Raw genomic sequence first — 25,434 nt, 5'->3', positions numbered from 1 at the left:
GAACAGGAAGGGCGTGAGGGGCATGAGGGGCGTGACGGGTGTGAGGGGTGCGAAGGGAGGGACGGCGGCGAGGGCCGCCGGGCGTCTCGCGGTGGCCGGCCCGCCGGTCGGCGCGGCGGCCCTGGCCCTGGTCCTGCTCACCGGGTGGACGGCGGTCGGCGGGGCCGGCCGCGCCCTCCCGGTGACGGCCGAACCGGGCTGGGTACTGCTGCCGGCGGCGGGTGCGGCCACCGCCACGGCGGCCTTCTTCACGGTCCGCAACCCGGGCGACGTCCCCGACGAACTGACCGGCGCCTCCTGGGAGTTCGGCGGCCGGATCACACTGAAGCGGCACCTGCACCAGGGCGCGGCGGGCCGCTGGGAGCCGGCCTCGGCGCTGCCGGTGCCGGGCCGCGGCGAACTGCGGATGACCCCGGAGGACGCGGACCTGATGATCGCCGAGCCGCCGCCGCTGCGGGCCGGCCAGTGGGTGGAGTTCACCCTCGCCTTCCGGCACAGTCCGCCGTTGCGGCTCGCCGCCCAGGTGGTGCCCGCGGCCGAACGGCCGCGCTGACCCTCCCCGAACGCCCCCGGGGCCCGAAGCCGTCGGGCTTCGGGCCCCAGGGGCCGGGGAGACGCTCCGGGAGGGACGCTCGGCTCAGGCGGGACACTCGGCTCAGGGCTCCCCGAGCGTCTCCTCCACCGTCCGCCGCGGGGTCGCCGCACCGGGCGGGCCGTAGCCGGCCCGCAGCACCAGCTGGACGTGGCCCGGCCCGGCGGCCGGGTCGCGCAGCGCCCAGCGAATGTCCGGCCACTCGATCGCCTGGTGCCAAACGGTGAGCCGGACGCCGTGCACCGTGGCCAGCAGCCAGACCCGCTCCAGCGCCTGCCCGGTGCGCAGCCAGTCCAGCGGGCCGTCGCCGGGAGTGGTGAGGGTGCACAGCTGGGGCAGCGCCTCGAACCGCCGGGAGGGCTGCGCGGGCGCCTCCGGCGGGCGGCCGGCGAACTCGCGCATCGGCACCCGGGCGTCATGGTCCTGCGGGCCGAGCGCGGCCTGCGGGATGCCGTCCTCGGCGGTGCCGTCGTCGGACCGCAGCCAGGAGCGGGACTCGGCGACGCGGGCCGGGTCGGCGGCGATGCGGCGCTCCGCCTCGGCGGTCAGCGCCTGCACCCGCCGTACGCCGTCCTCCTCCAGCGCGGCGAGCGCGACGCCCTCCTCGCGGGCGGCGGCCATCAGCTCGCCGATCACCGCCTCGGGGACGTCGCGCTGGGTGAAGGGCTCGCGGCTGGAGTGCCGGGCGGCGATCGCGGGATAGAGGTCGCGGCCGAAGGGCGTCTCCTCGACGGCCGGCCGGGAGAGGTCGAGCACGGCGAGCAGGCCGGGCTCGGCGGCCTCCGGCAGCAGCCGGACCTGCGGTTCCCGGTCCAGCCGGCCGGCCGCCACCCGCAGGTTGAACACGGCCGCGCCGACCGCGATGTGCGCCGCGGCGCCGACCGGGTCGGCCAGGGGTACGGAACGCCCGGTGTCGGCGTGCACGGCGAGCCCGCGCCCGTCCGGGGTCGGCGCGAACCGCCAGGGCTGGCTGTTGTGCAGCGAGGGCGCCGCGCCGCCGGCCGCGGCGAGCAGGCGCAGGTCGGCCGTACTGAGCATCTGGGTGAGAGCCGGGTCGAGCGTCATGGCGATCCACTCCTTCAACCGCGAGGCTTCGGCTTCAACCGCGGGGTTCGGCCGCACGGGACCCGCGGGTCCCGCTGCTTACGAGCGTGCGCGCCCCGACCGGTCCGGGGACAGGGCCCTTGGGCCCGTCCTCGCGGCCGCCGGGCCGGGGCCACCCGCTCGGGAGGCCCTGGCGGGAGGCCGTCGGGCCCGGGCAGGAGACCGTCGGGCCCGTCCGGTGGATCGGGACGGGGGCGGATCCACCGGACGGGCCGTCCATCACCCGTGCGGGACGACCGCGACGGGAGCCTCGGCGTGGTGCAGGACGGCGTGCGCGACCCGGCCGAGCCGGGGCCCGAACTCGACCGGGCGCCGGCCCCGGCCGACCACGACCAGCGCGGCGCCGGCGGAGACCTCGACCAGGGCGCGGGCGGCACCGATCTGCACGTCCTCGACCACCTCCACCTCCGGGTGCTGCTCGCGCGGACCGGCCAGGGCGAGCGAGAGCAGCTTGGCCTCCAGCGCCTCCAGCTGGGCGAGCTCGGCCGCCGGGACGGCGCCGCCCGCGTAGCCGAACACCGGCGGCAGCTCCCAGCCGTGCACCGCCCGGACCCGGGCGCCGCGCAGGGCCGCCTCGCGGAAGGCGAAGTCGAGCACCTCGGTCTCGGGGGTGTGGGCGTCGACGCCGACCACCACCTCGCCCGCGCCGGCCTCGCCCTCCTCGCGCACCACGACCAGCGGCACGGTGCTGCGCCCGGCCACCGACATGCTGACCGAGCCCAGCAGCAGGCCGGTGAAACCGCCGCGGCCGCGCGAGCCGAGCACCAGCAGCTCCGCTTCCGCGGCGGCGGCCAGCAGGCCGTCCACCGGTGCGTCCAGGACGGCGTCGGTCTCCACGGCCAGGTCGGGGTGCCGGCCGCGGATGTCCTCGGCGGCCTCGGCGAGGGTGCGGCGGACGGCCTCGGGCAGGTCGTCCGCCTCGGCGAAGGAGGACACGCCGTCGGTCAGCCACGGCCAGGCGTGCACCAGGCGCAGCGAGGCGCCCCGGCGCACCGCCTCGGCGGCGGCCCAGTGGGCGGCCGCGGCGCTCTGCGGCGATCCGTCGACCCCGGCCAGCACGGTTGACGTCATGACTGTTCCTCCACACTGTCGACAGGTCGTCGACGCTCGGCGGTTCGGTGCGGGCCGCGGTGTGCTCTGACGCCCCGTCCGCTCCTCCCCCACCCTGGCAGCGACGCGCGGCCCGGCGGCAGAGGCCTCAGGACCCTGCGCGGCGGGACGAAAGGCCCGCCCGACGGAGCCTACGGCCGACCCCGCCGTCCCCACCACCGACACCGGGGCACTACCGTGAACACGGCAATCCCGCTGGTCGGACGGCACCCGAGTCGGGTCGGGCGGTGGGGGCGGCCGTCCGCGGGGCGGACGGGGCGCGTCCGGAAGGTGGACGGGCCGGTCAGGGCAGCACGACGAGGAGGACAGCGGTGGGCGGAGCGGACGGCAGCGCGGCGGGTGGCGGCGCGCGGATGCCACGGCTGCGCCTGGACGAGCTGCTGGAGGAGCTCCAGTGGCGGATCGACGCGGCGCGCGGCACGCAGAACCGGGTGCACAGCCTGTTGGAGGCGGTGCTGGCGGTCGGGCGGGAGCTGGACCTGGCGCAGGCGCTGCACCGGATCGTGGAGGCCGCCGCCGATCTGGTGGACGCCCGGTACGGGGCGCTCGGGGTGATCGGGCCGGACGGGCACACGCTGTCGCAGTTCCTGACGGTGGGCCTGACGGAGGAGGAGATCGCCGAGATCGGCCCGCCGCCGTCGGGCCGGGGCATCCTGGGCGAGCTGATCCGCGAGCCGCGGCCGCTGCGCTGCCCGGTGCTGTCCGACCACCCGGCCTCGGTGGGCTTCCCGTCGAACCACCCGCCGATGCACACCTTCCTGGGGGTGCCGGTGCGGGTGCACGGCGAGGTGTTCGGCAACCTCTACCTGACGGACAAGCGCGGCGGGCTGGACTTCGACGAGGACGACGAGGCGGTGATCTCCACCCTGGCGGTCGCGGCCGGTGTGGCGATCGACAACGCCCGGCTGTACGAGGAGGCGCAGCTGCGTCAGCGCTGGCTGCGGGCGAGCACCGAGATCACCCGCAGTCTGCTGTCGGGGGCGCCGCGGCTGGAGGTGGTCGAGCTGATCGCCCGTCGGGCGCGGGAGATCTCGGGCGCCGAGCTGGCGGACGTCTCGGTGGCGCTGGCCGGTCCGGAGGAGCGGGCCGAGGAGTTGACGGTGGAGGTCGCGCTGGGTGGCACGCCGTCCGCGCGGCTGGGGGTGACGGTGCCGGTGGACGGCACGCTGTCGGGTGCCGCGTACGCCTCGGGCTCGCCGGCCACCAGTGACGAGCTGGCCTGCGACGCCCGTTTCCCGGCCGGTCCGGCGGGCCGCTTCGACGGGCTGGGCGCGGCGGTGGCGGTGCCGCTGGGTACGGGTGCAGGGTACGGGCGGGGCGTGCTGCTGCTGGCCCGGGCGCAGGGTCAGCCGGCGTTCGGGCCGGAGGAGACCGGTCCGCTGCTGGGCTTCGCCGACCAGGCGGCGCTGGCCCTGGAGCTGGCCGAACGGCGGCGTGACGCCGAGCAGTTGAACCTGCTGGAGGACCGTGACCGGATCGCCCGGGACCTGCACGACCTGGCGATCCAGCGGCTGTTCGCGACCGGGATGACGCTGCAGAGCGCGGGCCGGCTGATCGAGAGCCCGGCCGCGGCGGACCGGGTGGCCCGGGCGGTGGCCGACCTGGACGAGACCATCAAGATCATTCGCTCGACCATCTTCGGCCTGCGCGCCCACAGCGAGCCGGACCGCGGCCTGCGCGCCCGCGCCACCCGGGTGGTCACCGACGCCCAGGGCACGCTCGGCTTCCCGCCCCGGCTGAGCATGGAGGGCCTGCTGGACACCGACGTGCCGCAGGAGCTGGCCGGGCACGTGGTCGCGGTCCTCGCCGAGGCGCTCAGCAACGCCGCCCGGCACGCCAAGGCGTCCCGGGTCGAGGTGACGCTGCGTGCCCTGGCCGGGCGGGTGGCGCTGAGCGTGACGGACGACGGCGTCGGCGTGCCCGAGGGCGGGCGGCGCAGCGGGCTGCGCAACCTGGCCGAGCGCGCCGACCGGGTCGGCGGCTCCTTCACCGTCGACCCGGCCGAGGGCGGCGGCACCCGGCTGGTCTGGGAGGCCCCGATCGGGTCCTGAGGGCCTCCCGCCACCCGCCTCCCGTCAGCCGTCAGCCGTCAGCCGTCAGCCGTCAGCCGTCAGCCGCGCAGGGTGGGCAGGGTGCGCAGGAAGCCGAGGAGGTGGCTGTTGAACTCCTCCGGCCGTTCCATGTTGGGGTAGTGCCCGGTGCCCTCGACGATCACCGCGCGGCCTTCGACGACGGTGCGCACGACCCGTTCGGCCAGGTTGATGTGGTCCACCGAGTCGATGCCGCCGTTGATCGCCAGCAGCGGGACGGTGATCCCGGTGAGCCGCTTCCAGGTGTCGGTCACCGGCACCAGGTACTGGGGCTCGTCGGGGGTGTGCTTGGCGACGGTGCTCCGGGTCATCTCCTTGAGCCTGCGCACCACCTCCGGATCGACCTCGTCCAGGCGGCGGTGCGGCCCGGAGGCGAGGCTGGTGAAGGAGTCGAGCCAGGCCTCGGCGTCGCCCTCGGCGAGCGCGGCGGTCTGGTGGGCGGCGAGTTCGCCGAGCCACGGGTCGGTGAACTCGGATTCGCTGGTGCCGTTGCCGCTGATCACCAGCGCGCGGACCAGTTCGGGGTGTTCGAGGGCGAGGTCGAGGGCGATCGTCCCGCCCATGGAGAGCCCGATCACGGTCACCGGGCCCAGGCCGAGGTGGCGCAGCAGGTCCGCCAGGTCGTCGGCGGGGCGGAAGGGCCGGCCGGCGTTGTCGGAGGCGCCGTGGCCGCGGGTGTCCGGGGCGATCACCCGGTATTCGGGCAGCAGGGCGGGGAGTTGGTCGGCCCAGCTCCGGCGGTCCAGCAGGCCGCCGTGCAGCAGCACCAGGGGTTCGCCGGTACCGGCGTCGAGGTAGGCGAGGCGGCCGTGGCCGCTGTCGAAGGTACGCAGGTCAAAGGTCTGTTCGGGGGAATCGGAGTACGTCATGACGAAAATTTTAGGTCGGGCGACCTATATTTGTCTCCATGAGCCCCACATCCGTCTCAGGTCTCTCCCCGCACCCCACCTTCCCCTCGGACCGCCTCAGCCACAACCCCGACGGCCCCGTCCTGCTGGTCGGCGGCTACGGCACCGTCGGCGCCGAACTCGCCCGACTCGCCTCCCCCACCTGGCCGTTGCTGCTCACCGGCCGCTCCGAGCAGCGCGGCGCCGCCCTCGCCGCCGAACTGGACGACACCACCGTCCGCCGCTGGGACCTCGCCGACCCCGAGCCGTTCACCGCCGCCGTACGGGCCGTGGTCGGGGTGGTCAACGACCCGGACGACCGGGTGCTGCGGGCCGCCGTCCGCGCGGGCGTCCCGTACGTGGACGTCACCCGCTGGACCGCCCGGCTCCAGCGCGCGGCCACGCTCGCCGCCCTGCTGCGCCCGACCGCCCCGGTGCTGCTCTCCTCGGCCTGGATGGGCGGGGTGACCAGCCTGGTCGCCGCCGCCCTGGCGGACCGGCTGGGCGGGGCCGAGCGGATCGAGACCGCCATCCGCTGGGACCTCGCGGACCGGGCCGGCGCCGACTCGGTGGAGTTCATGGACCGCCTGGGACTCGACTACGAGGTGATCGAGGACGGCCGACGCCACTCCGTCGCCCCGCTCAGCCGCCCGCGGACCGTCCGCATCGGCGACACCCCGACCCTGGTCGCCGGGATCGACACCCCCGAGCAGTTCACCCTCCCGCTCACGCTGGGCGCCACCACCGCCGCCACCCGGATCGGCTTCAGCTCCCGCTCCTCCACCACCGCCCTGCTCGCGGCCCGGCACGCCGGCTTCTTCCGCTGGGGCCGCGGCGACCGCTGGGAGCCGGCCCGCCGCGCTCTGCTCCACTCCCCCGGCGAGGGCGGCACCGCCCTGCTGCGCACCGACGTCGCCTCCGGCGGACGCGCCCTCACCGCCACCGTCGAGGACCGGGGCGGCCAGGCCCGGCTCACCGCCGTCGGCGCCCTGCTGGCGCTGCGCCGGGCGCTCGGCACGGACGGCGCCCCGCCGCCCGCCGGGGTGGCCTTCCCCGAGCAGACCCCGCGCCCCGGGCAGGTCCTGGAGGACCTGGCAGCCCTGGGCGTCACCGTCACCGTCACGGCCACCGGGGCCGACGGGCGGCACGGCACGGCGACGGCGGCATGAGCAGCGTCCGGGGCCTGAGCGGCAAGGGCGCCCAGCGGCGGGAGCAACTGCTCGACACCGCGGAGGAGTTGCTCGTCACCGCGGGCGGCACCGAACTGTCCATGCGGGCGGTGGCCGCCGCCGCGGGCGTCCGCCTCGGCCACCTCCAGCACTACTTCCCGACCCACGCCGAGCTGGTGGCCGCCGTGCTGGAGCGCGTCCTCGCCCGCTCGGTGGAGCGGCTCGCGCCGCTGCTCGACCCGGGCCGCGACGAGGACGCCCTGCTCCGCGAACTGCTCGCCGAGCAGCAGGACGTGCGCCTGGTCCGCCTGTTCGCCGAGCTGTGGGCGCTGGCCGCCCGCGACCCCTCGGTGGCCGCCACCGTCCGGGCCTTCTACGACCGCTACCGGGAGCTGGTCGCCTGCTTCCTCGCCGAACGCCAACCGACCCTGACGGAGGAGGAACGGCACGCCCGCGCCCAGGTGTTCGTCATGCTGATCGAGGGCGCCTCGCTCTTCCGCTCCGGCCTGGCCGGCACCGCGGACGCCGCGGCGGACGCCGAACTCCTGCGCACCGCCCTGGCGTTGCTGGGGCCGTGAGGACGCCTCGGGGCGGCCGGCTCAGGCCAGGCACCGGCCGATGACCAGTTCCGGGCGGATGCGGATGCGGACCGTGCCGCCCGGATCGGCCGTCCTGGCCGCCGGGCGGACCTGCGCGCGGCCGAGGACCGTGACGAACCAGCCGGAGCCGTCCCGGCCGTCCACCTCGTCGGCCTCGAAGGCGATCACCGCGCCGTCCACCGCCCGGGCCAGTTCGGAGCCGGCCGGTGCCGAGAGCAGCACACCGCCGGGGGCCAGCCGGAACGGCACCGGCAGGACGGCCGGGAGGGCGTCGACGGTGTAGACCACCCGGCCGACGTCGGCCCGGGCCAGCAGCTCCAGCGACCGCTTCCGGTCGAGTTCGCGCAGTTCCGGCAGGTCGGGCCGGTCCTGCGGAACAGGTCGGCCGGACGGAACGGGCCGGTCGAGCGGAGCGGGGCCGTCGTACGCGACGGCCGGGGCGGCCGGACCGGGCAGAGCTGCCGGACCGGGCGGGTCGTACGGGACGGGCCGGGGGGACGGGACGTGGTCGCGGTTCATGCGAGCGATGCTCGCCCGGGCCCGGGCCGGGCCGCGAGGGCCGATGGTCCCGGCCGGGCCCGGCGAGAGCCCCGCCCGGCGGGCCGTCGGCCCCGGGTCCCAGGCCCGGGACCGAAGGACCGTTCGGCCCCGAACGGCACTGCACCGCACCGAACGGGCACAGACAGTGCCGAACGGCCGGACTCAGCCCCGGCCGGTGCGCAGCACGGAGGGCTGCGCGGCCGCGGAGGCCTGGCGCAGCTCGGTGGCGATCAGGGCCGCCTGCACCCGCCGCTCGACGCCGAGCTTGGCGAGCAGCCGCGACACGTGGTTCTTGACGGTCTTCTCGGCGAGGTAGAGCCGCTCGCCGATCTGCCGGTTGGTCAGGCCCTCTCCGATGAGTTCGAGGACCTCCTGCTCGCGCGCGGTCAGGCCCGGTCCGGTGGTGACCGGCTGGGCGGGCTCGGCGTCGCTGCGCAGGCGGTTCAGGAGGCGGGTCGCGGCGCCGGGGTCGAGCATCGAACGGCCGGAGGCGACGGTGCGGACGGCGGCGACCAGGTCGGTCCCGCTGATCTGCTTGAGCACGTACCCGGCGGCACCCGCCATCACGGCGTCCAGCAGCGCCTCCTCGTCGTCGAAGGAGGTCAGCATCAGGCAGGCCAGCCCGGGCATCCGCGAGCGCAGCTCACGGCAGACCGAGACGCCGTCACCGTCGCCCAGCCGGACGTCCAGCACGGCCACGTCGGGCCGCAGCGCGGGCACCCGGACGAGCGCCTGCTCGGCCGTCGCCGCCTCCCCGACCACTTCCAGGTCCGGCTCGCAGTCCAGCAGGTCGTGCACCCCGCGGCGCACCACCTCGTGGTCGTCCAGCAGGAACACCCGGACCGGCGCCGGGGCCCCGGCACCCTCCGTCTTGGTCGCCATCACGCGGCTCCACCTTCGTCGCACCCCCGCACACTCCCAGCGGGGCCCAGGGCATCATCCCCCGGACCCGGCCGCGGACCCAGGGCCCAACGGCCCCATTCCGGCCGGGCCACACGGCCCGGGCCGGACCGGGGCCGGTCCTGCGGTTCTCTTCAGGTCTCTTCAGGGTCCGCCGGGCCGCTCGGGAGGCGCGCCGGCGGAAGCGTCCTCAGCGCCCCTGCCGCCGGACGTTCCCGAGCCCCATCAGCAGGAAGGCGAGCGCGATGCCCGCGCCGCTGGCCGCCGCGAGCACCACCCGGGGCACGACCTCGCCGCCGCCGGACACCAGGATGGCGACCGCCCCGAGCGAGGCGACGGCCGCGCCGACCACCAGCCACCCGGCCAGGGCCAGGGCCGGCGGCCGGTGGGAGCGCGGGGCGGGGCCCACGTCCAGGGCGGCCCAGCGGGCCGCGGTCTCCTTCACCTCCCGGCGGCGGTCCCACAGGGCCCGCAGCCGCAGCGCCGTGCCGCCGACCAGTCCGGCGAGCGCGATCTGTGCGGCGGGCCGCCAGTCCGGCACGACGAGCAGCAGCCCGCCCGCGAGCGCGAGCCCGGCCCACCACAGCACGCAGGCCGCGGCGGCCGTACGGGTGGAGCGGGGCCGGTCGGCGCCGGCCTGGAGGTCGGCGATGGCGGGCAGGTACCAGACACAGCCGCTCGCGGTGAGGGCGGCGGTGCCGATGGCGAGAACGGTGTGGTTCACGACCCGGCCTTCCTGGTCACGAAGGGGTGGGGAGGGGAGAAGGGGAGAAGTGGGCCGTCCCCGCCCGCCCGGGGGCAGCGACGCGGGCGGGGACGGCGTTCGAGGGGCGGGCTCAGCCGCCCGAGGAGGGTGAATCGGTGGACGCGGCGGCCTCGGAGGGCGGGGCCTTGACCGCGACGGCGGCGGCCGCCCGGTCCGCCCGGCTCAGCGGCCGGTCGTACTTCGTCGGCTCCACGTCGCCCAGGTGCGTGGCGGGCTTGCCGCTGTGCGCCAGGACGTCCATGGCCGCGATGTCCGGGTGGTGGAGGTCGAAGGCCGGGGATTCGGAGCGGATCCGCGGCAGCTTGACGAAGTTGTGCCGCGGCGGCGGGCAGGAGGTGGCCCACTCCAGCGAGCGGCCCCAGCCCCACGGGTCGTCCTCGGTGACCTTCTCGCCGTACTTGGCGGTCTTCCAGATGTTGTAGAGGAACGGCAGGATCGACAGGCCGAGCAGGAACGAGCCGATGGTGGAGAACGTGTTCAGGGTGGTGAAGCCGTCCGAGTCCAGGTAGTCCGCGTACCGGCGCGGCATGCCCTCGGCGCCCAGCCAGTGCTGGACCAGGAAGGTCGCGTGGAAGCCGACCGTCAGGGTCCAGAAGGTGATCCGGCCGAGCCGCTCGTCGAGCTTCTTGCCGGTCATCTTCGGCCACCAGAAGTGGAAGCCGGCGAACATCGCGTAGACCACGGTGCCGAACAGCGTGTAGTGGAAGTGGGCGACCACGAAGTACGAGTCGGAGACGTGGAAGTCGATCGGCGGGGCCGCGAGCAGCACGCCGGTCAGGCCGCCGAACAGGAAGGTGACCAGGAAGCCGACCGTCCAGAGCATCGGTGTCTCGAAACTCAGCGAGCCCCGCCACATGGTGCCGACCCAGTTGAAGAACTTCACCCCGGTCGGGACGGCGATCAGGAAGGTCATGAACGAGAAGAACGGCAGCAGCACCTGCCCGGTGACGTACATGTGGTGCGCCCACACCGTCACCGACAGGCCCGCGATGGCCACCGTCGCGGCGATCAGGCCGGAGTAGCCGAACATCGGCTTGCGGCTGAACACCGGGATGACCTCGGAGACGATCCCGAAGAACGGCAGCGCCAGGATGTACACCTCGGGATGCCCGAAGAACCAGAACAGGTGTTGCCAGAGCATCGCCCCGCCGTTGGCCGGGTCGAAGACGTGGGAGCCGAACTTGCGGTCGCACTCCAGCGCCAGCAGCGCGGCGGCCAGCACCGGGAAGACCAGCAGCACCAGCACCGAGGTGAGCAGCACGTTCCAGCAGAAGATGGACATCCGGAACATGGTCATGCCCGGAGCGCGCATGCAGATGATGGTGGTGATGAAGTTGACGGCGCCGAAGATGCTGCCGAAGCCGGACAGCGTCACGCCCATGATCCACATGTCGGCGCCGACGCCGGGCGAGTGGATCGCGTCGGACAGCGGCGCGTAGAGGAACCAGCCGAAGTCGGCGGCGCCCCCCGGGGTCGCGAAGCCGGCCGCGGCGATCAGCGAGCCGAACATGAACAGCCAGTAGGACAGCATGTTCAGGCGCGGGAAGGCGACGTCCGGCGCGCCGATCTGGAGCGGCATGATCCAGTTGGCGAAGCCGGTGAACAGCGGCATGGCGAACAGCAGCAGCATCACCGAGCCGTGCATGGTGAAGGCCTGGTTGAACTGCTCGTTGGAGAGGATCTGCGTTCCGGGCCGGGCGAGTTCGGCGCGCATGACCAGGGCGAGGATGCCGCCGATCAGGAAGAACGCGAACGACGACACCAGGTACATGGTGCCGATCGTCTTGTGGTCGGTGGTGGTCAGCAGTCTGACCAGGGCCGAACCGGGCCTCCTGGCCCTGGCCGTCCCTGCTGGGAGGGCCGTTGGCGGTGAGGTGGGGTCGCCCTGTGCCTGGGTGGCGCTCAAGGACGCACTCCTTCGGAACGTCGTGCGAATGGATGGCGCTCCATGATCCGAACAGGCGCCCTCCGCGCCCCAGGGCCCTTCGGCCCGCCCGCCCGGGGCCGCTGGGCCCGAGTTCCCGGGCCCCGACCGGGACCTCCCGACCGCGCACCCGGGACCTCCCGGCCGCCCGCCCGGTGCCTCCCGGCCGCGCGTCCCGTGCCTCCTGACCGGCCGTCGGGTGGCCGCGTGCCCGGATCGCCGCCCGCTCGGGCCGCGCTCACCGCGGCGCGGAGCCCCGGTCGAGAACCGCCGGAACGCGCCCTTCCCCACCGTCCCGTACGCCCGCCCGGCGGCGCCCCGCGGGCCGCCCGTCCACCCGGTCCGCCCGGGCCCCGCCACCCCGGCCGACCTGCCGGAACGGCGACCGCGCAGCCGTACGGACCCCACCGTCGACCCCCCGCCGCGGGGCCCCGGTCATGGGCCCGGGGGGAGCGGACCCGGCCGGTTCCGCGGCCTTCAGCGCCGATCGGCCGTCAAGTAGCCTGCGCCCACACCGCACCGCCGCACCCGCACCCGCACCCGCACCACGGCCGCCCCGCCGCCGGCAGGCCCCGCCACCTGCCACCTGCCACCTGCCACACCGTTGCCGCGAACGCCCAAGCGCACGCCCAAGCCCACACCCACGCGCACGCCCACGCCCCGGAGGTACGCCGATGCCCCTGGCCCAGCCCGCCACCCCCGCCCGGCTGCGCTTCGCCGTCCTCGGCCCGCTCACCGGGGAGGCCGACGGCCGCCCGCTGGCCCTCGGGCCGCTGAAGCAGCGGCTGGTGCTCGCCGTCCTGCTGAGCCGCGCCAACACCGCCGTCCCGGTCGACCTGCTCACCGACGCGGTGTGGCCCGAGGAGCCGCCGCGCACCGCCCGGAAGAACCTCCAGGTCTACATCTGCACCCTGCGCACCCTGCTCGGCCGCGGGGACGGGCCCGACCGGCTGGTGCACTCGGCCGCCGGCTACCTGCTGCGGGTCGCCGAGCCCGAGTTGGACCTGCTGCGGTTCCGCGCCCTGGCCCGGGCCGGCCGGGCCGCCGCCGACGGCGGAGCGCTCGCCCCCGCCGCCCGGCTGCTGCGCCAGGCCCTCGACCTCTGGCAGGGCCCGCCGCTCGCCGACCTGCGCCGTTCGCCGGCCGTCGAGGCGGAGGCGGACCGGCTGGAGGCCCGCTGCCTGGGCGTCCACGAGGACTGGGCGGAGACCGAGTTGGAGCTCGGCAACCCCGGGGCCGTCGCCGAGGACCTCGCCGAGCTCGCCGAGCGCCACCCGCTGCGCGAGCGCCTCCAGGCCGCCCGGATGAACGCCCTGCACCTGTCCGGCCGCCAGGCCGAGGCGCTCGCCGTCTACGACACCCACCGCCAGCTGCTCGCCCGGGAGTTGGGGCTGGAGCCGAGCCCCGCGCTGACCGCCCGCTACCGGGAGCTGCTCGCCCGCGGCCGCTCCCTGCCCGCCGACACCCGCCCGGAGCGCGGCGCCGGGCCGAACGGCGTCGCGCTGCTGCCCGCCGACACCGCCGACTTCACCGGAAGAACCGACGAACTACGCAATCTCGTCGACGAGTTGGGCGAGGGCCGCGGGCGCGTCGCGGTGCTCTCCGGCCCGGCCGGCTGCGGCAAGACCGCGCTCGCCGTGCACGCCGGCCACCTGCTCGCCGACCGCTTCCCGGACGGCCGGGTGCTGGTCCGGCTGCGCGCCGAGGACGGCACCGCCCGCCCGCTGCCCGAGGTGCTCGCCGAACTCGCCGTCCTCACCGGCCGCCCGGGCGCCGCACCCGTCGCACCCGTCGGGACTGTTCGACTCGCCCCCGACCAAGGCCCCGACCACGCCCCCGAGCCCGGCCCCGGCGACACGGCCCGGGCGGCCGCCCTATGGCGCGCCTCGCTCGCCGGGCGCCGGCTGCTGCTGATCCTGGACGACGCCCCGGGCGAGGCCGTGGTCCGCGAGCTGCTGCCGGGCTTCGGCCCGAGCGCCGTACTGGTCACCTCCCGCAGCCAGCTGGCCGGCCTCGCCTCGGTGCGCCGCGTCGCCGTCCCGCCGCTCGCCCCCACCGAGGCCCTGGACCTGCTCGGCCGGATCGTCGGCACCGGCCGGACCGGCGCCGACCGCGCCGCAGCCGCCCGGATCGTGGCCGCCTGCGGGCTGCTGCCGCTCGCCGTCCGGGTCGCGGGCACCCGGCTGGCCGTGCTGCGCCACCTCCCGCTCGCCGAGTACGCGGCCCGGCTGGAGGACCCGGCGGGCGCCCTGGACGAACTGGTCGCCGGGGACGTCACCGTCCGCGCCCGGCTGGACTCCGGCTGGCGCGACCTCACCGACCGGGGACGGCTCGCCCTGGCCCGGCTCGCCGCCCTGCCGCTCGCCCTGCTCTTCACCCTCCCCGAGGCCGCCGCCGCCCTCGGCCGGCCCGAGCGGCTCGCCCTGCGCACCCTGGAGGCGCTCACCGACACCGGGGCGGTGACCTCCCCCACCGGTGAGGTCACCGCCCACGCCGCCCTGTACGCCCTGCCGCGGCTCACCCACCTGCACGCCCGCGAACGCGCGGTGGAGGCCGTGCGGGCGCCGGCACTGACCTGACGGCCGCGCCCGTGGGGCACCGGCGCCGACCTGACGGCCGCGCGGTTCGCTCACCCCAGGGTCAGCAGGTCCAGCACGTCCGCCCGCCGCTCCCCGGGCCCCTCCTCCAGCCCGCTCAGCGCCAGCAGCACCCCCGCCGCGCCCGTGTGCAGGTCGGCGGAGAAGCGCCGCAGCCTCATCCCCGGCACCAGCAGCCCCTCCGGCCGGGCCACCAGGTGCCACTGGAGCTTGCGCACCTGCCCGAGCACGGCCTCCCGCGCGGGCGCCCCGCCCAGCCGGTCCAGCGCCAGCGTCAGTCCGACCCGCCCGCGGAACAGGCCCGGCTCCCGGATGAACCCGGGCGCGCAGACCTTGCGCACGTCCGCCAGGAAGGCCTCCCCGCCCGGCAGCTCCGCGTGCTCCAGGAACTCCCGCACCACCAGCGCGATCCCGCTGCTGCCCCGGTCCAGGTAGGCCAGCCGGCGCCCGGCCTCCAGCACCTGCACCGACCCGTCGGGCACCCGGACGCACCCGGCCACGGCCCGTTCCAGCGCGGTCCGCCCGGAGTCGAGCAGCCACCGCTCGCCGGTCCGCCGGTACAGCCGCAGCTGGAGCAGCGCGACCCCCGCCAGCCCGTACAGCAGTCCGGCGGCCGCCGGCTCGTCCAGTCCGGGCACCGGCTCGCCGCGCAGCACGGCGGCCAACTCCCGTGCGTCGTCGAGCGCGTGGGCCAGCTCCCGGGGGCGGTCCAGCGCCCGCGCCAGCCGCAGCCGGGCGAGCGCCGCGCCGGCCCGGCCGCCGAACAGGCCCGCCTCCCGGGCCGGGCGGGCGGTGCGGGCGCGCCCGAGCAGTTCCTCCGCCTCCTCCGTCCGGCCGATCCGGGCCAGCACCAGCGCGGTGCCGAGCGGCCCGTCGTACAGTCCGCCGGTGCCGGGGCGGTCGGCCCGCCGGCGCACCGCGGCGACCAGCCAGTCCGCGTACTCCTGCGGCCAGTCGGCGCCGGCGCGGTGCAGCGCGTACAGCACCCCCGCCGCGCCGTGCGACACGCCCGTACCGCCGTCGGCGAACCCGGCCACGTCCCCGGGGAAGAGCCGGTCCGGCCGGTCCGGGGTGGCGCCCGCGTGCAGGCCCGCGACCAGCTCCCGGCACACCGGGTCCAGCGAGGGCCCGGCCAGCAGCTCCCGCCCGCGCCGCTCGCTCGCCGACTCCACCAGGGCCACCGCTCCAGGGCGCACCGGCCCCTCCTCCTCCCCGAGTCCGAACCACTCGCGCGCCCGCCGCTCCAGCGCCGGGAGCTTGCCCGGGTCGAGGTCGGCCAGTTCCAGCACCGGCATCAGCAGCATCAGCCAGGTGGCCCAGAGCAGCCAGCGGTCGGCCTCGGCGCCGTCCAGCCCGGGCGGGACGTGCTGTCCGGCCGCGCCGGCCACCGGCACCCGCCGGTCATCCAGCCCGGCCGCGTACTCGAAGTCCACCAGCACCACCGACCCGTCCGGCCGGAGCACCACGTTGGACGGGTGGAGGTCCCCGAACCGCACGCCCCGCCCGTGCAGGGCGGCGAGCGCCCGCTCCAGCCCCGCCACCACCCCGCCCACCCACCGCGCGTACCGGGCGCGCTGCTCCGGTGTGCAGTCTTGGTGCACCAGCGGGTAGCGCCGGATCGCCTCGGTGAACAACTGGACGCCCTCGACGTGCTCCTGCACCAGGAAGGTGTGCTCCCACACCGTGCGCACCTCGTGCAGCCGCGGCACGCACGCCAGCCCGGCCAGCCGCTCCAGCGCCCACTGCTCGCGCCGCAGCCGGGTCAGGGCGTCCGCCCCGGCGCCGTCCAGCCCGGTGTGCGGGCGGGCCTCGCGCAGCACCACCCGCTCCCCCGTGCCGTGCCGCTCGGCGAGGTAGATCCCGCCGGCGTTGGAGAACCGGAGCACCTCGACGATCCGGTACGGCAGGTGCCCGCGGGCCGCCGCCCGGGCGGCCAGGTGCGGGCGCAGCGCGGCCGGCGGCTCGACCCACCCGGGCAGCCGGAACGCCGGCTCACGAGGGTCGGGCACGAGCGCGCCGGAGGGGTCGCGCAGCGCCGGGACGACCCGCCCGGCCGCGTCCTGGCACCACAGCTCGACGAAGGCCCCGTAGCGCGCGAACACCGGGGCGTCGCCGATCCGCAGGTCGGTGAGCACGTACGGCCCGGGGAAGCCGTCCAGCGCCCGCGCCAACTCCTCGGCCAGGGTGAGGAACTCGCCCTCCGTGGCCGGGTAGACGGTGATGAACTTGCCGCTGCTGCCGCGCCCCGCGAACTTGCCGTTCGTCACCGCCAGCGCCGCCGGGCCGCGCAGGAACTTGAACGCGACCCGGCGGTCGAGGCAGATCCGGGCGACGGCGTCCAGTGTCCGCTCGGCACTCTCCCGCACCGCCGACACGTGCAGCTTCCAGCCCTGCTCCGGCAGCCGGGAGTCGGCCGACAGGACCTCGGGCCGCAGCACCGTCCACAGCCCGCGCTGCTCCCGCCGCCAGCCCGCGGGCGGCTCGCCGAGGGCCGGCGGGTAGCGGTTCGCCCCGTCCCGCAGCCGCCCGGGGGTGTCGTAGTACATCGGATCGGCGAGGCAGTACAGCTGGGTCTCGTGGGCGCCGGCCATGGGGCCTCCTGTTCCGAAGTCTTCCGGGAGCGGGCGGTGTTCAGACGGCCGGGCGCGGCCGCGGTCCGCGCCGGACCGGCGGCGCCCAGGTGACCACGGCCGCGCAGAGCGCGATGGCGAGGGCCAGCAGGGCGAAGGTCCGGGTGCCGCCGAGCGAGCCGAGCAGGGTGCCGGCGGCCAGCGGGCCGAACGGCTGGACCAGGGTGGACAGGAAGCCGGCCGCGCTCTGCACCCGGCCGATCCGGTCGGGCGGCGCGGCGATCAGCATGCCGGAGACGAAGCCGATGCTGGCGACGGTGGACAGGCACATGCAGGCCGCGCAGAGCAGTCCGATCAGCAGCGGCACCCGGGTGAGCACCAGGACCCCGGCGGTGAGCGCGCAGGCCCAGCAGGCGAGCGCGACCAGGCTGCCGTCCCGGACCCGGGCACCGAGCCGGGGAGCCAGCAGCGCGCCGGCCAGGGCGCCGGCCGCGGTGCAGGAGACGACCGTGCCGCCTCCGACGCCGGAGCGGCCGCCGTCGGAGGCGACGGCCAGGGTGGCGAACATCAGCGCGCTGAACGCGAAGTTCATCCCGAGGCCGAAGATCAGCAGCAGGGTGCGCAGATAGGGCCGGTGCCAGATGAAGGCCAGTCCGGCGGTCAGCTCGGCCCGGCCGAGCACCGGCCCGTTCCTCGCGGCGGGCAGCGAGCGGGTCCGCATCAGCGCCACGCAGACGGTGGACAGCAGCAGTCCGACGCCCTCGGCGAGGAACGGCAGCACCGGGTGCCAGGCGAACAGCGCCCCGCCGCCGAGCGGTCCGATCAGCCGGGCGGCCGCGCCGCGCGCCTGCATCCGGGAGGAGGCCTCGCGGGCCTGCCCGGCGGGCACCACCGCGCGCAGCAGCCCGCCCGCGGCGGGCCCGTAGACGCCGGTGATCAGCGCCCCGGCGGCGGCGACCAGCAGGACCAGCGGCAGCGGGGTGTGCCCATGCAGTACGGCGACGACCAGGGCGCCGACCGCGAGCAGACCGAGGGCGTCGCAGATCCGCATCAGCCGGCGCCGCTCGATCCGGTCGGCGAGCACCCCGCCGGGCAGCATGGTGAGCAGCAGCGCGCCGACCGAGACGGTGCCGACGGCGCCCGCCCGGGCGGCCGATCCGGTCTCCCGCAGGACCAGCAACGGCAGGGCGATCGAGGCGAGTTGGGAGCCGAGCGAGGCCAGCAGGCCGCCGGCCCAGAGCAGCCGGAAGTCCCGGTTGCGGGCGAGCGGGGTGGGCTCCATGGCCGTCCTCCGTGGTCGGGCGGGGGCACCCGCGGGGGTGCGGATCGGGCCGGGGCGGTCCCGTCCCGGCGGGACCGCCCCGGAGGCCTTCGGCGGCCGGCGGCCGGGGGCGGCGGTGCGTCCGCCCCCGTGCCCGGCCCGGCGTGCGGACTCCGGTCAGGCGGAGGTCTCGGCGCCGGCGACGTAGCTGATCAGGCTGAAGCAGTTGCCGTCGGAGGCCTCGCTCAGGACCTTCATCGACTGGAGGTCCAGGATGTTGGCCACGTGCGCCTCGACCTCCGGGCCCTCCTCGCCGCTCTCGCCGACGTTCTGCTGCTCCATGTTCTCGGCCATGGTCGAACTCCCTTCCGCATGGGGGGTGGTGGCGGCGACGGCGGGCGGCCGCCCGCCGTCGCCCACCATGCTGGGCGGGACCGGCTGCGCCCGGCTTCGGGGCCGGTTGGGATCCGGTATGTCCGCAGGTCGGCGCGGCCGCACCGGGCCGCACGGGCCGCACCGGGCCCTCCCCGCAGGCCCCCGCACCCCGCCCCGCCTGCGGCCATACCGCTCGCCAGGCGTTCCCGAACCGGGCCCGAAGCCGCGCCCGCGACCCTGGCCGGGAACGCCCGTGCACACCCGCTCCGCCGCGCACGCCCCCGCACAGCGAAGGACGACCGAAGGACGGCCACCATGCCCTGCCCACTCTGCGCCCAGCCCGTCGGCACCAACGACCAGTTCTGCCCCTCCTGCGGCGCCGCCCGGGGCGCCGCCCTCGACCTGGCCGCCGAGGAGCGCAAGCTGGTCACGGTGGTCTTCTGCGACCTGGTCGACTCCACCGCCCTGTCCGGCGCGCTCGATCCGGAGACCCTGCGCGAGGTGATCCTGCGCTACTTCGAGCGGATGCACCGCCGGATCGAGGCGCACGGCGGCACCCTGGAGAAGTTCATCGGGGACGCCGTGATGGCCGTCTTCGGCGTCCCGGTGATCCGCGAGGACGACGCCCACCGGGCGCTGGCCGCCGCCCTCGCCATGCTGGAGGACCTGGAGGACCTCAACACCGAGCTGGACGCCACCCTCGGGGTCCGCCTGGACGTCCGGATCGGTGTCAACACCGGCCAGGTGGTGGCGGGTTCGGACGCCTCGGCGCGCCAGGCGCTGATCTCCGGCGAGACCGTGAACATCGCCGCCCGGCTGCAGACCCGGGCCGCCCCCGGCCAGGTGCTGATCGGCCCGCAGACGCTGCGCGCGGCCGGTCCGGCCGCCCAGGTGGACGAGGTCGGCCCGCTGCACCTCAAGGGCAAGGCCGAGCCGGTCACCGCCTACCGCCTGGTCGCCCTGGACGAGGACGACCCGGAGCTGCTGCGCCGCTTCGACGTCCCGCTGGTCGGCCGGGATCGCGAACTGGCTCAGCTGGACGCCGCGTTGGCGCGGGTGGCGGGCGGCTCGGGGGCCGAGCTGCTGCTGGTCGCCGGCGAGGCCGGAATCGGCAAGACCCGGCTGGTGCGCGAGTGGCGCGAGCGGGTCGGCCGGCGCACCGCGCGCTGCGGCACCGCCCGCTGCCGCAGCTTCGGCGAGCAGGGCACGCTGGCGCCGATCGCCGAGGCGGTCCGGACCCTGCTGGACGAGCCCGGGGGCGCCGCTCCGGCGGAGGCGCTGGCCCGGCTGGACGAGGCGACGGCGCCGGGCCTCGACACCCGCCGCTCGCTGGAGCTGCTGGCCGCGATCCTGCGGGGCCGCACCGTCGAGCGCCCGGCCGTCCTGGTCCTGGACGACTGCCAGTGGGCCGGCCCGGCGCTGGTGGACGCCGCCGGGTGGCTGACGGCCGAGCTCGGCGCGGCCCCCGTGCTGCTGCTCTGCCTGACCCGCCCCGAGCTCCCGGCCGCCAGCCCGGAGCTGCCGGCACTGCCGGTCGGCGGCCTGTCCTGGGACGAATCCGCCCTGCTGGCCGCCCAGTTGACCGAACTGAGTGCCCACCAGGACGCGGTTCCCACCCGGCTGCTGGAGCGCGCCGAGGGCAACCCGCTGCACCTGGAGGAGCTGCTGGCCGCCCTCACCGAGACCGAGGGCCCCGTCCCGACCGACGAACTGCCGCCCACCGGACGGGCCCTGCTCAGCGCCCGGATCGACGGGCTGGAGCGCGACGAGCGCGCCACCCTCGACCTCGCCGCCGTCCTCGGCCGCGCCTTCACCGCCACCGAACTCGCCGAACTCGCCCACGGCGGCAGCGACCAGGACGCGTTCGCCGACCCGGAGGACGACGTCTTCACCGGCCCGATCGACGGGCTGCCGGCCGGCCCGTCCGCCGGGGGCGACGACACCCCGCCGCGGCTGCACGCCGCGCTGGCCCGGCTGGCCGAGCTGCGGCTGGTCGAACCGGCCGGCACCGGCTACCGGTTCAGCAGCGGCCTGGTCCAGGAGTCCGTCTACCAGTCGATGTCCAAGCGGGCCCGCGCCGAGCGCCACGAGCGCGCCGCCGACCTGCCGGCCGTCCGCTCCACCGGGGACGCCGCCGTCGGCGGCCACCTGGAACGCGCCCACCGCTACCGGCTCGAACTCGGCCTGCTGGACACCCGCACCGACGTGCTGCGCACCCGCGCGGCCGCCGCCCTCGGCGCCGCCGGGGCCGGCGCGCTGGCCCGCGCCGACCTGCCCGCCGCCACCGACCTGCTGGAGCGCGCCGTCCGGCTGCACTACCCGGGCGAGCGCGCCGCGGGCCCCGCGCTGCGCCGCCTCGGCGAGGCCCGGCTGGCGCTCGGCCGCGCCGAGGAGGCGCTGCCCGTCCTCGCCCAGGTGCGGGACGCGGCCGCCGACCCGCTGGACGCCGCGCACGCCCGGCTCGCGCTGGCCGCCCGCGGCCTGCCGCCCGGCCCGGACCAGCCCGCCGCGACCGCCCGCGCCGTCCTGCCGCTGTTCACCGACACCGGGGACGACCTCGGCCGGGCCCGGGCCGGGCTGCGGCTCGCCGAGGAGCAGTTGCTGGCCGGCCGGCACACCGAGGCCGAGCGGCTGCTGGACCAGGCCCTCGACCGGGTCTGCCGCACCGACGCCGAGCTGGACCGGGCCGCCGTGCTGGCCGCACTGGCCGCCTCCCTGCTGGCCGGCCCCGAGCCCGTCCCCAACGCGACCTTCCGGCTGCGCGCCCTGCTCGGCGAGCACGGCACCGGCCGGCGGACCGTGCGGGTCGCGCTGAACGGCCCGCTGGCCGTCCTGCTGGCCCTGCGCGAGCGCCCCGAGGAGGCCGAGCTGCTGCTCGCCGAGGCCAACAGCCTGGCCGGGGAGCTGTCGCTGGCCGAGGCGATGGTGGCGCTGCCCGCGCTGACCGCCCAGGCGGCGGCCGCCCTCGGCCAGAGCGGCCAGGCGCTGGACCTGCTCGCCGACGCCGCCGAGATCGCCCGCCACCAGGGCAGCCCCGCCCCGCTGCCGCGCCTCGCTCTGACCACCGCCCGGGTCCTGCTGGACACCGACCGCCCGGCCCAGGCCGCCCGGCACCTGGACGACGCGGACGCCCTCGCCGCGCTGCCGCCGGTGCTCGCGATCGAACTGGACGCGCTGCGCGGCCGGCTCGCCGCCGCACGGGGCGAGGCCGCGCCGGCCCTGGACCTGACCGCCGCCGCCCTGACCGCCGCGGAGGCCACCGAGTCGCTGCTGCTGCAGGCGCTGACCGCGCTCGACCGGGCGCACGCCCTGCTGCTGCTCGACCGCCCCGCCGAGGCCGCGGTGGCCGCCGCCACCGCCCGGGACCGGTTCGCCGCCAAGGGCCACCTGCCGGGCGTGCGGCGGGCCGAGCGGCTCGGGGGCACCCGGTGAGCGGCCCGGCCGGCCTCACCTGGAGCCTGCGCGACCGCACCCCCGCCGACCTGCCGGTGCTCGCCGACGCCGTCGCCCCCGACGGCGAGGAGAGCGGCGGGGGCGGGGGCACCGGCAAGGGCGTACGGGTCTGCGTCGTCGACTCCGGGATCGAGCCCGACCACCCGCTGGTCGGGCCGGTGCAGGGCTCCTGGGCGGTGGCCAGGGACCCGGCCACCAGGGAGTTGGTCGTCCGCCCGGACTCCGCCGGCGACACCTGCGGGCACGGCACCGCCTGCGCCGGCATCATCCGCCGCACCGCCCCGGATTGCGAGCTCTACAGCGTGCGGGTCCTCGGCGAGCGCTTCACCGGCACCGGCGACATGCTGATCGCCGGGCTGCGCTGGGCCGTCGGGCAGCGCTTCGACGTGATCAACCTCAGCCTCTCCACCACCCGGACCCGCTTCCTGGACGAGCTGCACGCGATCGCCGACGACGCCTTCTTCGCCCGTACCGCGATCGTCGCCTCCGCCCACAACACCCCGGTGGAGAGCTACCCGTGGCGGTTCTCCTCGGTCATCTCGGTGGGCAGCCACCAGGAGGACGACCCGCGGCTGCACCTGTACAACCCGGCCCCGCCGGTGGAGTTCTTCGCGCCCGGCCAGAACGTCCGGGTGCCCTGGCTCGGCGGCGCCACGATCCGCACCACCGGCAACAGCTTCGCGACCCCGTACGTGGCCGGGCTCTGCGCCCGCATCCTGTCCCGGCGGCCGAGGCTGACCACCTTCCAGCTGAAGAGCGCGCTCTACCTCACCGCGGCCAACGTCCAGGTCCCTTCCACCCCCACCCCGGAGGCGCCCGATGACCCTCAGCACTGACCCCGCCGTCGACCCGCTGGCCCGCGAGCTGCTCCAGTCCGTGGTGGACGTCGCCCGGGCGATCTTCGGCGCCCAGGCGGGCTCGGTGTGCCTGCTCGACGAGGCGGCCGGGGAGCTGGTCTTCCAGGCCGTCTCCGGGCGCGGCGAGGAGTCGCTGGTGGGCCGCCGCTTCCCGGCCGGCCGGGGGATCGCCGGCTGGGTGGCCGCCTCGGGCGAGCCGATGGTGGTGGACGACCTGGGCGCCGACCGCACCTTCGACCGGGACTTCGCCGAGTCCACCGCGTACGTCCCGACCGCCCTGATGGCCGCGCCGCTCACCCACGGCAGCCGGGTGCTCGGCGTCCTGGAGGTGCTGGACCCGGCCCCGCAGGCCCGCGCCAGCCTGCCCGAGCTGGACCTGCTGGCGATGTTCGCCCGCCAGGCCGCCGCCGCCCTGCGGGTGATCGCCGAGCGCTCCCCCGCCCCGGCGCCGGCCCCCGACCGCGCCGCCGCCCTCGGCCTGCTCGCCGACCTGGAGGAGCTGCTGCGCCGTCAGCCCTGAGCGCCCCGGGCACCCAGGGCGTCCCGGGCGTCGCGGGCCGGGGTCAGCCGGGCGATCTGCCCGCGCTCCAGCGCCGCGTACACCGTGCCGTCCAGGGCGACGGCGATGCCGTGCGGCTCGGCGCCCGGGCCCGGGACGGGGTGGCCGTCGAGCCGCCCGTCGGGGGTGAGCACCCCGATCCGGCCGGCGCCCCACTCGGTGAACCAGAGCGCCCCGTCCGGTCCGGCCGCGACGGCGTGCGGCCTGGCCGAGCGGTCGGCCAGCGGATGCTCGGTCACCTTCCCGTCCACGGTGATCCGCCCGACCAGCCCGCCGCCGATCCCGACGTACCAGAGCGCGCCGTCCGCCCCGGCGGTGATCCCGACCGGCGCGGTGCCCTCGGTGGGCAGCCGGTGGACGGTCACCGCGCCGTCGGTGCCGACCCTCGCCACCGCGTCCGCCTGGTTGAGCGTGCACCACAGTGCCCCGTCCGGCCCGGCCGTGATCAGCGACGGGAAGGCCCCGTCGACCGGCAGCGGGTACTGCGTCACCTCGCCGTCCACGGTGATCCGCCCGACCCGGTCGGCGTTCAGCTCGGTGAACCAGAGCGCCCCGTCCGGCCCCGCGGCGATTCCGTACGGGCCGGGGTCCTCGCCCGGCAGCTCGAACGAGCGGGCCCGCCCGTGGACGTCGATCCGCCCGATCCGGTGGTCCCGCATCCGGCTGAACCAGAGCGCCCCGTCCGGGCCCGCCGTGATCACCGCGGGCCCGCACCCGGGCGCCCCGAGGCCGTAGCGCCGCACCGTCCCGTCCGGGGCGAGCCGCCCGATCTCCCCGCTGTGCACCAGCGTGAACCAGACGCCCCCGTCGGGCCCCACGGCGACCCCGTACGGCCCGGCTCCCGCCTCGGCCACCTCGAACAGTTCCATGCGACCCCTCCCGAAGCACTATTGCGACTCATGTCGCATTAGCAATGCTCACATGATCCCCCGGCCGACGGCAACCCGCTTTCCGCTCCGCCCGGCCGGCCGGCTGCTCAGCGGTCCGGCGCCGCCGACCGGTCCGGATCCCCGCGCAGCACCGAGACGACGCCCATTCCGGCCGCGCAGACCGGGACGGCGAGCAGGGCGCCGATGATGCCGGCGATGCCGGCGCCGGCCACCACGGCGACCATGATGGTCGCCGGGTGCAGCTCCACCGTGCGGCTCTGGATCACCGGCTGGAGGATGTTCCCCTCGATCATCTGCACCGTGAGCACCACGCCGAGCGCCCACAGCGCCGTGCCGATGCCGCCGTCGGCGAGGGCGACCAGGACCGCCGCCGTGCCGGACAGGAAGGCCCCGACGAAGGGGATGTAGGCGCCCATGAAGACCAGCGCGCCCAGCCCCGGCGCGCCCGGCACACCGAGGGCGAGCAGGCCGATGGTGATGAAGCTCGCGTCGATCAGGGCGATCAGGGTGGTGCCGCGCATGAACCCGGCCATCGCGTCGAAGGCCCGCCCGGCGCAGGCGATCACGGTGGTGGCGCTGCGCTCGGGCAGGTAGGAGCGGATGACGTCGCCGGTGCGGTGGCCGTCCCGCAGGAAGAAGAACACCAGGGCGAGCGCCAGCACCCCGCCGGTGATCAGCTGGGTGAGCAGGCCGAGCCCGGAGAGCACGCCGTTGGTGAGGGTGGACACCAGCGAGTTGGTCTCGCCCTTGGCGTTGCTCAGCGCGTGCTGGATCTTCGACCCGAAGGGGCCGAGCCACCCGGCCAGCCGCCGCCCGGCCTCCGGGAGCGAGGCGGCGATCTGCGGGGCGCTGTGCACCAGGGAGTTGACCAGCAGGGCGATCACCCCGCCGACCGCCGTGACCAGCACCGTGCAGGTCAGCCCGGCGGCCAGGCCCCGCCCGACACCCCGGCGCACCAGCCAGGGCACCACCGGGTAGAGCAGCGAGGTCCCGAGCAGGGCCAGCAGGAACGGCACGGTCGCGGCCCGCAGTTCGACCAGCGCGAAGACCACCAGCGAGGCGACGGCGATCAGCAGGATCACCGCCAGCGACCAGGCCGCCGCCTGCCGCAGCGCGGGCGGCAGCATCAGGTACGGCCTGCGGTGGTCCGGCCGCCGCTCCTCGCCGGGCGCGCGCTCCACGGACACGGTC

At 76.6% G+C, this 25,434-nt stretch carries 20 protein-coding genes; 8 read left to right on the top strand and 12 right to left on the bottom strand.

Translation table 11 applies throughout. From position 1 onward, the window contains the following. Positions 1–40 precede the first annotated feature (40 nt). Positions 41–553, top strand: a complete 513-nt coding sequence (locus ACGFSC_RS10440; RefSeq protein ID WP_392862924.1) for a copper chaperone PCu(A)C — start codon at positions 41–43, stop codon at positions 551–553. Positions 554–655: 102 nt separating this feature from the next. Here ACGFSC_RS10440 and ACGFSC_RS10435 read toward each other — a convergent pair whose 3' ends face one another. Both ACGFSC_RS10435 and ACGFSC_RS10430 read right to left on the bottom strand, forming a co-directional pair. Then, the gene (locus tag ACGFSC_RS10435) at positions 656–1,657 is read right to left on the bottom strand and encodes an Acg family FMN-binding oxidoreductase (protein ID WP_359900928.1); all 1,002 of its coding nucleotides are present in this window, start codon (positions 1,655–1,657) and stop codon (positions 656–658) included. Between the two features lie 258 nt (positions 1,658–1,915). Further along, entirely contained in the window at positions 1,916–2,767 is an 852-nt protein-coding gene (locus tag ACGFSC_RS10430; RefSeq protein ID WP_359900925.1) for a universal stress protein, read from the bottom strand. 392 nt (positions 2,768–3,159) lie between these two features. Here ACGFSC_RS10430 and ACGFSC_RS10425 point away from each other — a divergent pair, with 392 nt between their 5' ends. Further along, positions 3,160–4,857 carry a GAF domain-containing protein gene (locus ACGFSC_RS10425; RefSeq protein ID WP_359901051.1) on the top strand — a complete coding sequence of 566 codons (1,698 nt, stop codon included), beginning with the start codon at positions 3,160–3,162 and terminating at the stop codon, positions 4,855–4,857. A 59-nt stretch (positions 4,858–4,916) separates the two neighbouring features. On the opposite strand, the gene ACGFSC_RS10420 is transcribed toward ACGFSC_RS10425, so the two are convergent. Beyond that, on the bottom strand, positions 4,917–5,765 hold the full coding sequence (locus ACGFSC_RS10420) for an alpha/beta hydrolase (RefSeq protein ID WP_359900922.1): 849 nt from the start codon (positions 5,763–5,765) through the stop codon (positions 4,917–4,919). Between the two features lie 38 nt (positions 5,766–5,803). Here ACGFSC_RS10420 and ACGFSC_RS10415 point away from each other — a divergent pair, with 38 nt between their 5' ends. Both ACGFSC_RS10415 and ACGFSC_RS10410 read left to right on the top strand, forming a co-directional pair. Then, positions 5,804–6,952 (top strand): saccharopine dehydrogenase, encoded by a 1,149-nt coding sequence (locus ACGFSC_RS10415; protein ID WP_359900920.1) that lies wholly within the window; start codon positions 5,804–5,806, stop codon positions 6,950–6,952. Further along, positions 6,949–7,530, top strand: coding sequence for a TetR/AcrR family transcriptional regulator (locus ACGFSC_RS10410; protein ID WP_359900917.1), 582 nt, complete (start codon positions 6,949–6,951; stop codon positions 7,528–7,530). Before ACGFSC_RS10415 ends, ACGFSC_RS10410 begins: the two co-directional genes overlap by 4 nt. Before the next feature lie 21 nt (positions 7,531–7,551). Here the strand turns inward: ACGFSC_RS10410 and ACGFSC_RS10405 are convergent, their stop codons facing one another. The 4 genes from ACGFSC_RS10405 to ctaD form a co-directional block, all read right to left on the bottom strand. Then, the gene (locus ACGFSC_RS10405) at positions 7,552–7,908 is read right to left on the bottom strand and encodes a pyridoxamine 5'-phosphate oxidase family protein (protein WP_359901048.1); all 357 of its coding nucleotides are present in this window, start codon (positions 7,906–7,908) and stop codon (positions 7,552–7,554) included. A gap of 345 nt (positions 7,909–8,253) precedes the next feature. Then, a complete protein-coding gene (locus tag ACGFSC_RS10400; RefSeq protein ID WP_359900914.1) occupies positions 8,254–8,973 on the bottom strand; it encodes a response regulator transcription factor in 720 nt (239 codons plus the stop codon). A 208-nt stretch (positions 8,974–9,181) separates the two neighbouring features. Then, on the bottom strand, positions 9,182–9,715 hold the full coding sequence (locus ACGFSC_RS10395) for a hypothetical protein (RefSeq protein WP_359900911.1): 534 nt from the start codon (positions 9,713–9,715) through the stop codon (positions 9,182–9,184). 112 nt (positions 9,716–9,827) lie between these two features. Then, complete coding sequence (ctaD, locus tag ACGFSC_RS10390) at positions 9,828–11,663, bottom strand: cytochrome c oxidase subunit I (protein WP_380352263.1); 1,836 nt, start codon at positions 11,661–11,663, stop codon at positions 9,828–9,830. Between the two features lie 692 nt (positions 11,664–12,355). Between ctaD and ACGFSC_RS10385 the strand changes: the two genes are divergently transcribed. Further along, a complete protein-coding gene (locus ACGFSC_RS10385) occupies positions 12,356–14,260 on the top strand; it encodes a BTAD domain-containing putative transcriptional regulator (protein WP_359900908.1) in 1,905 nt (634 codons plus the stop codon). A 50-nt stretch (positions 14,261–14,310) separates the two neighbouring features. On the opposite strand, the gene lanKC is transcribed toward ACGFSC_RS10385, so the two are convergent. The 3 genes from lanKC to ACGFSC_RS10370 all read right to left on the bottom strand — a co-directional run bounded on the left by lanKC (position 14,311) and on the right by ACGFSC_RS10370 (position 18,463). Further along, positions 14,311–16,869, bottom strand: coding sequence for a class III lanthionine synthetase LanKC (gene lanKC / locus ACGFSC_RS10380; RefSeq protein WP_359900905.1), 2,559 nt, complete (start codon positions 16,867–16,869; stop codon positions 14,311–14,313). A gap of 40 nt (positions 16,870–16,909) precedes the next feature. Continuing rightward, positions 16,910–18,130 (bottom strand): MFS transporter, encoded by a 1,221-nt coding sequence (locus ACGFSC_RS10375; protein WP_359900902.1) that lies wholly within the window; start codon positions 18,128–18,130, stop codon positions 16,910–16,912. A 156-nt stretch (positions 18,131–18,286) separates the two neighbouring features. Then, positions 18,287–18,463 (bottom strand): hypothetical protein, encoded by a 177-nt coding sequence (locus tag ACGFSC_RS10370; protein ID WP_380636940.1) that lies wholly within the window; start codon positions 18,461–18,463, stop codon positions 18,287–18,289. Between the two features lie 336 nt (positions 18,464–18,799). Between ACGFSC_RS10370 and ACGFSC_RS10365 the strand changes: the two genes are divergently transcribed. The 3 genes from ACGFSC_RS10365 to ACGFSC_RS10355 are packed head-to-tail and all read left to right on the top strand — an operon-like array spanning position 18,800 to position 23,314. After that, positions 18,800–21,916: an adenylate/guanylate cyclase domain-containing protein gene (locus tag ACGFSC_RS10365; RefSeq protein WP_359913618.1), complete on the top strand. Its 3,117-nt coding sequence runs from the start codon at positions 18,800–18,802 to the stop codon at positions 21,914–21,916. Continuing rightward, complete coding sequence (locus ACGFSC_RS10360; RefSeq protein ID WP_359913621.1) at positions 21,913–22,773, top strand: S8 family serine peptidase; 861 nt, start codon at positions 21,913–21,915, stop codon at positions 22,771–22,773. Before ACGFSC_RS10365 ends, ACGFSC_RS10360 begins: the two co-directional genes overlap by 4 nt. Further along, a complete protein-coding gene (locus tag ACGFSC_RS10355) occupies positions 22,757–23,314 on the top strand; it encodes a GAF domain-containing protein (protein WP_359913624.1) in 558 nt (185 codons plus the stop codon). The genes ACGFSC_RS10360 and ACGFSC_RS10355 overlap by 17 nt, the downstream gene beginning before the upstream one ends. Here the strand turns inward: ACGFSC_RS10355 and ACGFSC_RS10350 are convergent. Together ACGFSC_RS10350 and ACGFSC_RS10345 are read right to left on the bottom strand one after the other, a co-directional pair. Further along, the gene (locus ACGFSC_RS10350; protein ID WP_359913627.1) at positions 23,305–24,222 is read right to left on the bottom strand and encodes a virginiamycin B lyase; all 918 of its coding nucleotides are present in this window, start codon (positions 24,220–24,222) and stop codon (positions 23,305–23,307) included. The two genes, ACGFSC_RS10355 and ACGFSC_RS10350, sit on opposite strands and share 10 nt — an antisense overlap. 107 nt (positions 24,223–24,329) lie before the next feature. After that, positions 24,330–25,430 (bottom strand): AI-2E family transporter, encoded by a 1,101-nt coding sequence (locus tag ACGFSC_RS10345; protein WP_359913630.1) that lies wholly within the window; start codon positions 25,428–25,430, stop codon positions 24,330–24,332. Between the last annotated feature and the right edge of the window lie 4 nt (positions 25,431–25,434).

Source organism: Kitasatospora sp. NPDC048715, assembly GCF_043198905.1.
Classification (GTDB): Bacteria; Actinomycetota; Actinomycetes; order Streptomycetales; family Streptomycetaceae; genus Kitasatospora; species Kitasatospora lactacystinica.
Note: the sequence above shows the minus strand (reverse complement) of the source record. Positions and strands in the feature narration are given on the sequence as shown.

Bases quoted from the DNA above. Each gene is read 5' to 3' on its own strand.
- ACGFSC_RS10435 (WP_359900928.1), bottom strand. From the start codon at position 1,657: ATGACGCTCGACCCGGCTCTCACCCAGATGCTCAGTACGGCCGACCTG.
- ACGFSC_RS10430 (WP_359900925.1), bottom strand. From the start codon at position 2,767: ATGACGTCAACCGTGCTGGCCGGGGTCGACGGATCGCCGCAGAGCGCC.
- ACGFSC_RS10425 (WP_359901051.1), top strand. From the start codon at position 3,160: ATGCCACGGCTGCGCCTGGACGAGCTGCTGGAGGAGCTCCAGTGGCGG.
- ACGFSC_RS10420 (WP_359900922.1), bottom strand. From the start codon at position 5,765: ATGACGTACTCCGATTCCCCCGAACAGACCTTTGACCTGCGTACCTTC.
- ACGFSC_RS10415 (WP_359900920.1), top strand. From the start codon at position 5,804: ATGAGCCCCACATCCGTCTCAGGTCTCTCCCCGCACCCCACCTTCCCC.
- ACGFSC_RS10410 (WP_359900917.1), top strand. From the start codon at position 6,949: ATGAGCAGCGTCCGGGGCCTGAGCGGCAAGGGCGCCCAGCGGCGGGAG.
- ACGFSC_RS10400 (WP_359900914.1), bottom strand. From the start codon at position 8,973: ATGGCGACCAAGACGGAGGGTGCCGGGGCCCCGGCGCCGGTCCGGGTG.
- ACGFSC_RS10385 (WP_359900908.1), top strand. From the start codon at position 12,356: ATGCCCCTGGCCCAGCCCGCCACCCCCGCCCGGCTGCGCTTCGCCGTC.
- lanKC (WP_359900905.1), bottom strand. From the start codon at position 16,869: ATGGCCGGCGCCCACGAGACCCAGCTGTACTGCCTCGCCGATCCGATG.
- ACGFSC_RS10375 (WP_359900902.1), bottom strand. From the start codon at position 18,130: ATGGAGCCCACCCCGCTCGCCCGCAACCGGGACTTCCGGCTGCTCTGG.
- ACGFSC_RS10370 (WP_380636940.1), bottom strand. From the start codon at position 18,463: ATGGCCGAGAACATGGAGCAGCAGAACGTCGGCGAGAGCGGCGAGGAG.
- ACGFSC_RS10365 (WP_359913618.1), top strand. From the start codon at position 18,800: ATGCCCTGCCCACTCTGCGCCCAGCCCGTCGGCACCAACGACCAGTTC.
- ACGFSC_RS10355 (WP_359913624.1), top strand. From the start codon at position 22,757: ATGACCCTCAGCACTGACCCCGCCGTCGACCCGCTGGCCCGCGAGCTG.
- ACGFSC_RS10350 (WP_359913627.1), bottom strand. From the start codon at position 24,222: ATGGAACTGTTCGAGGTGGCCGAGGCGGGAGCCGGGCCGTACGGGGTC.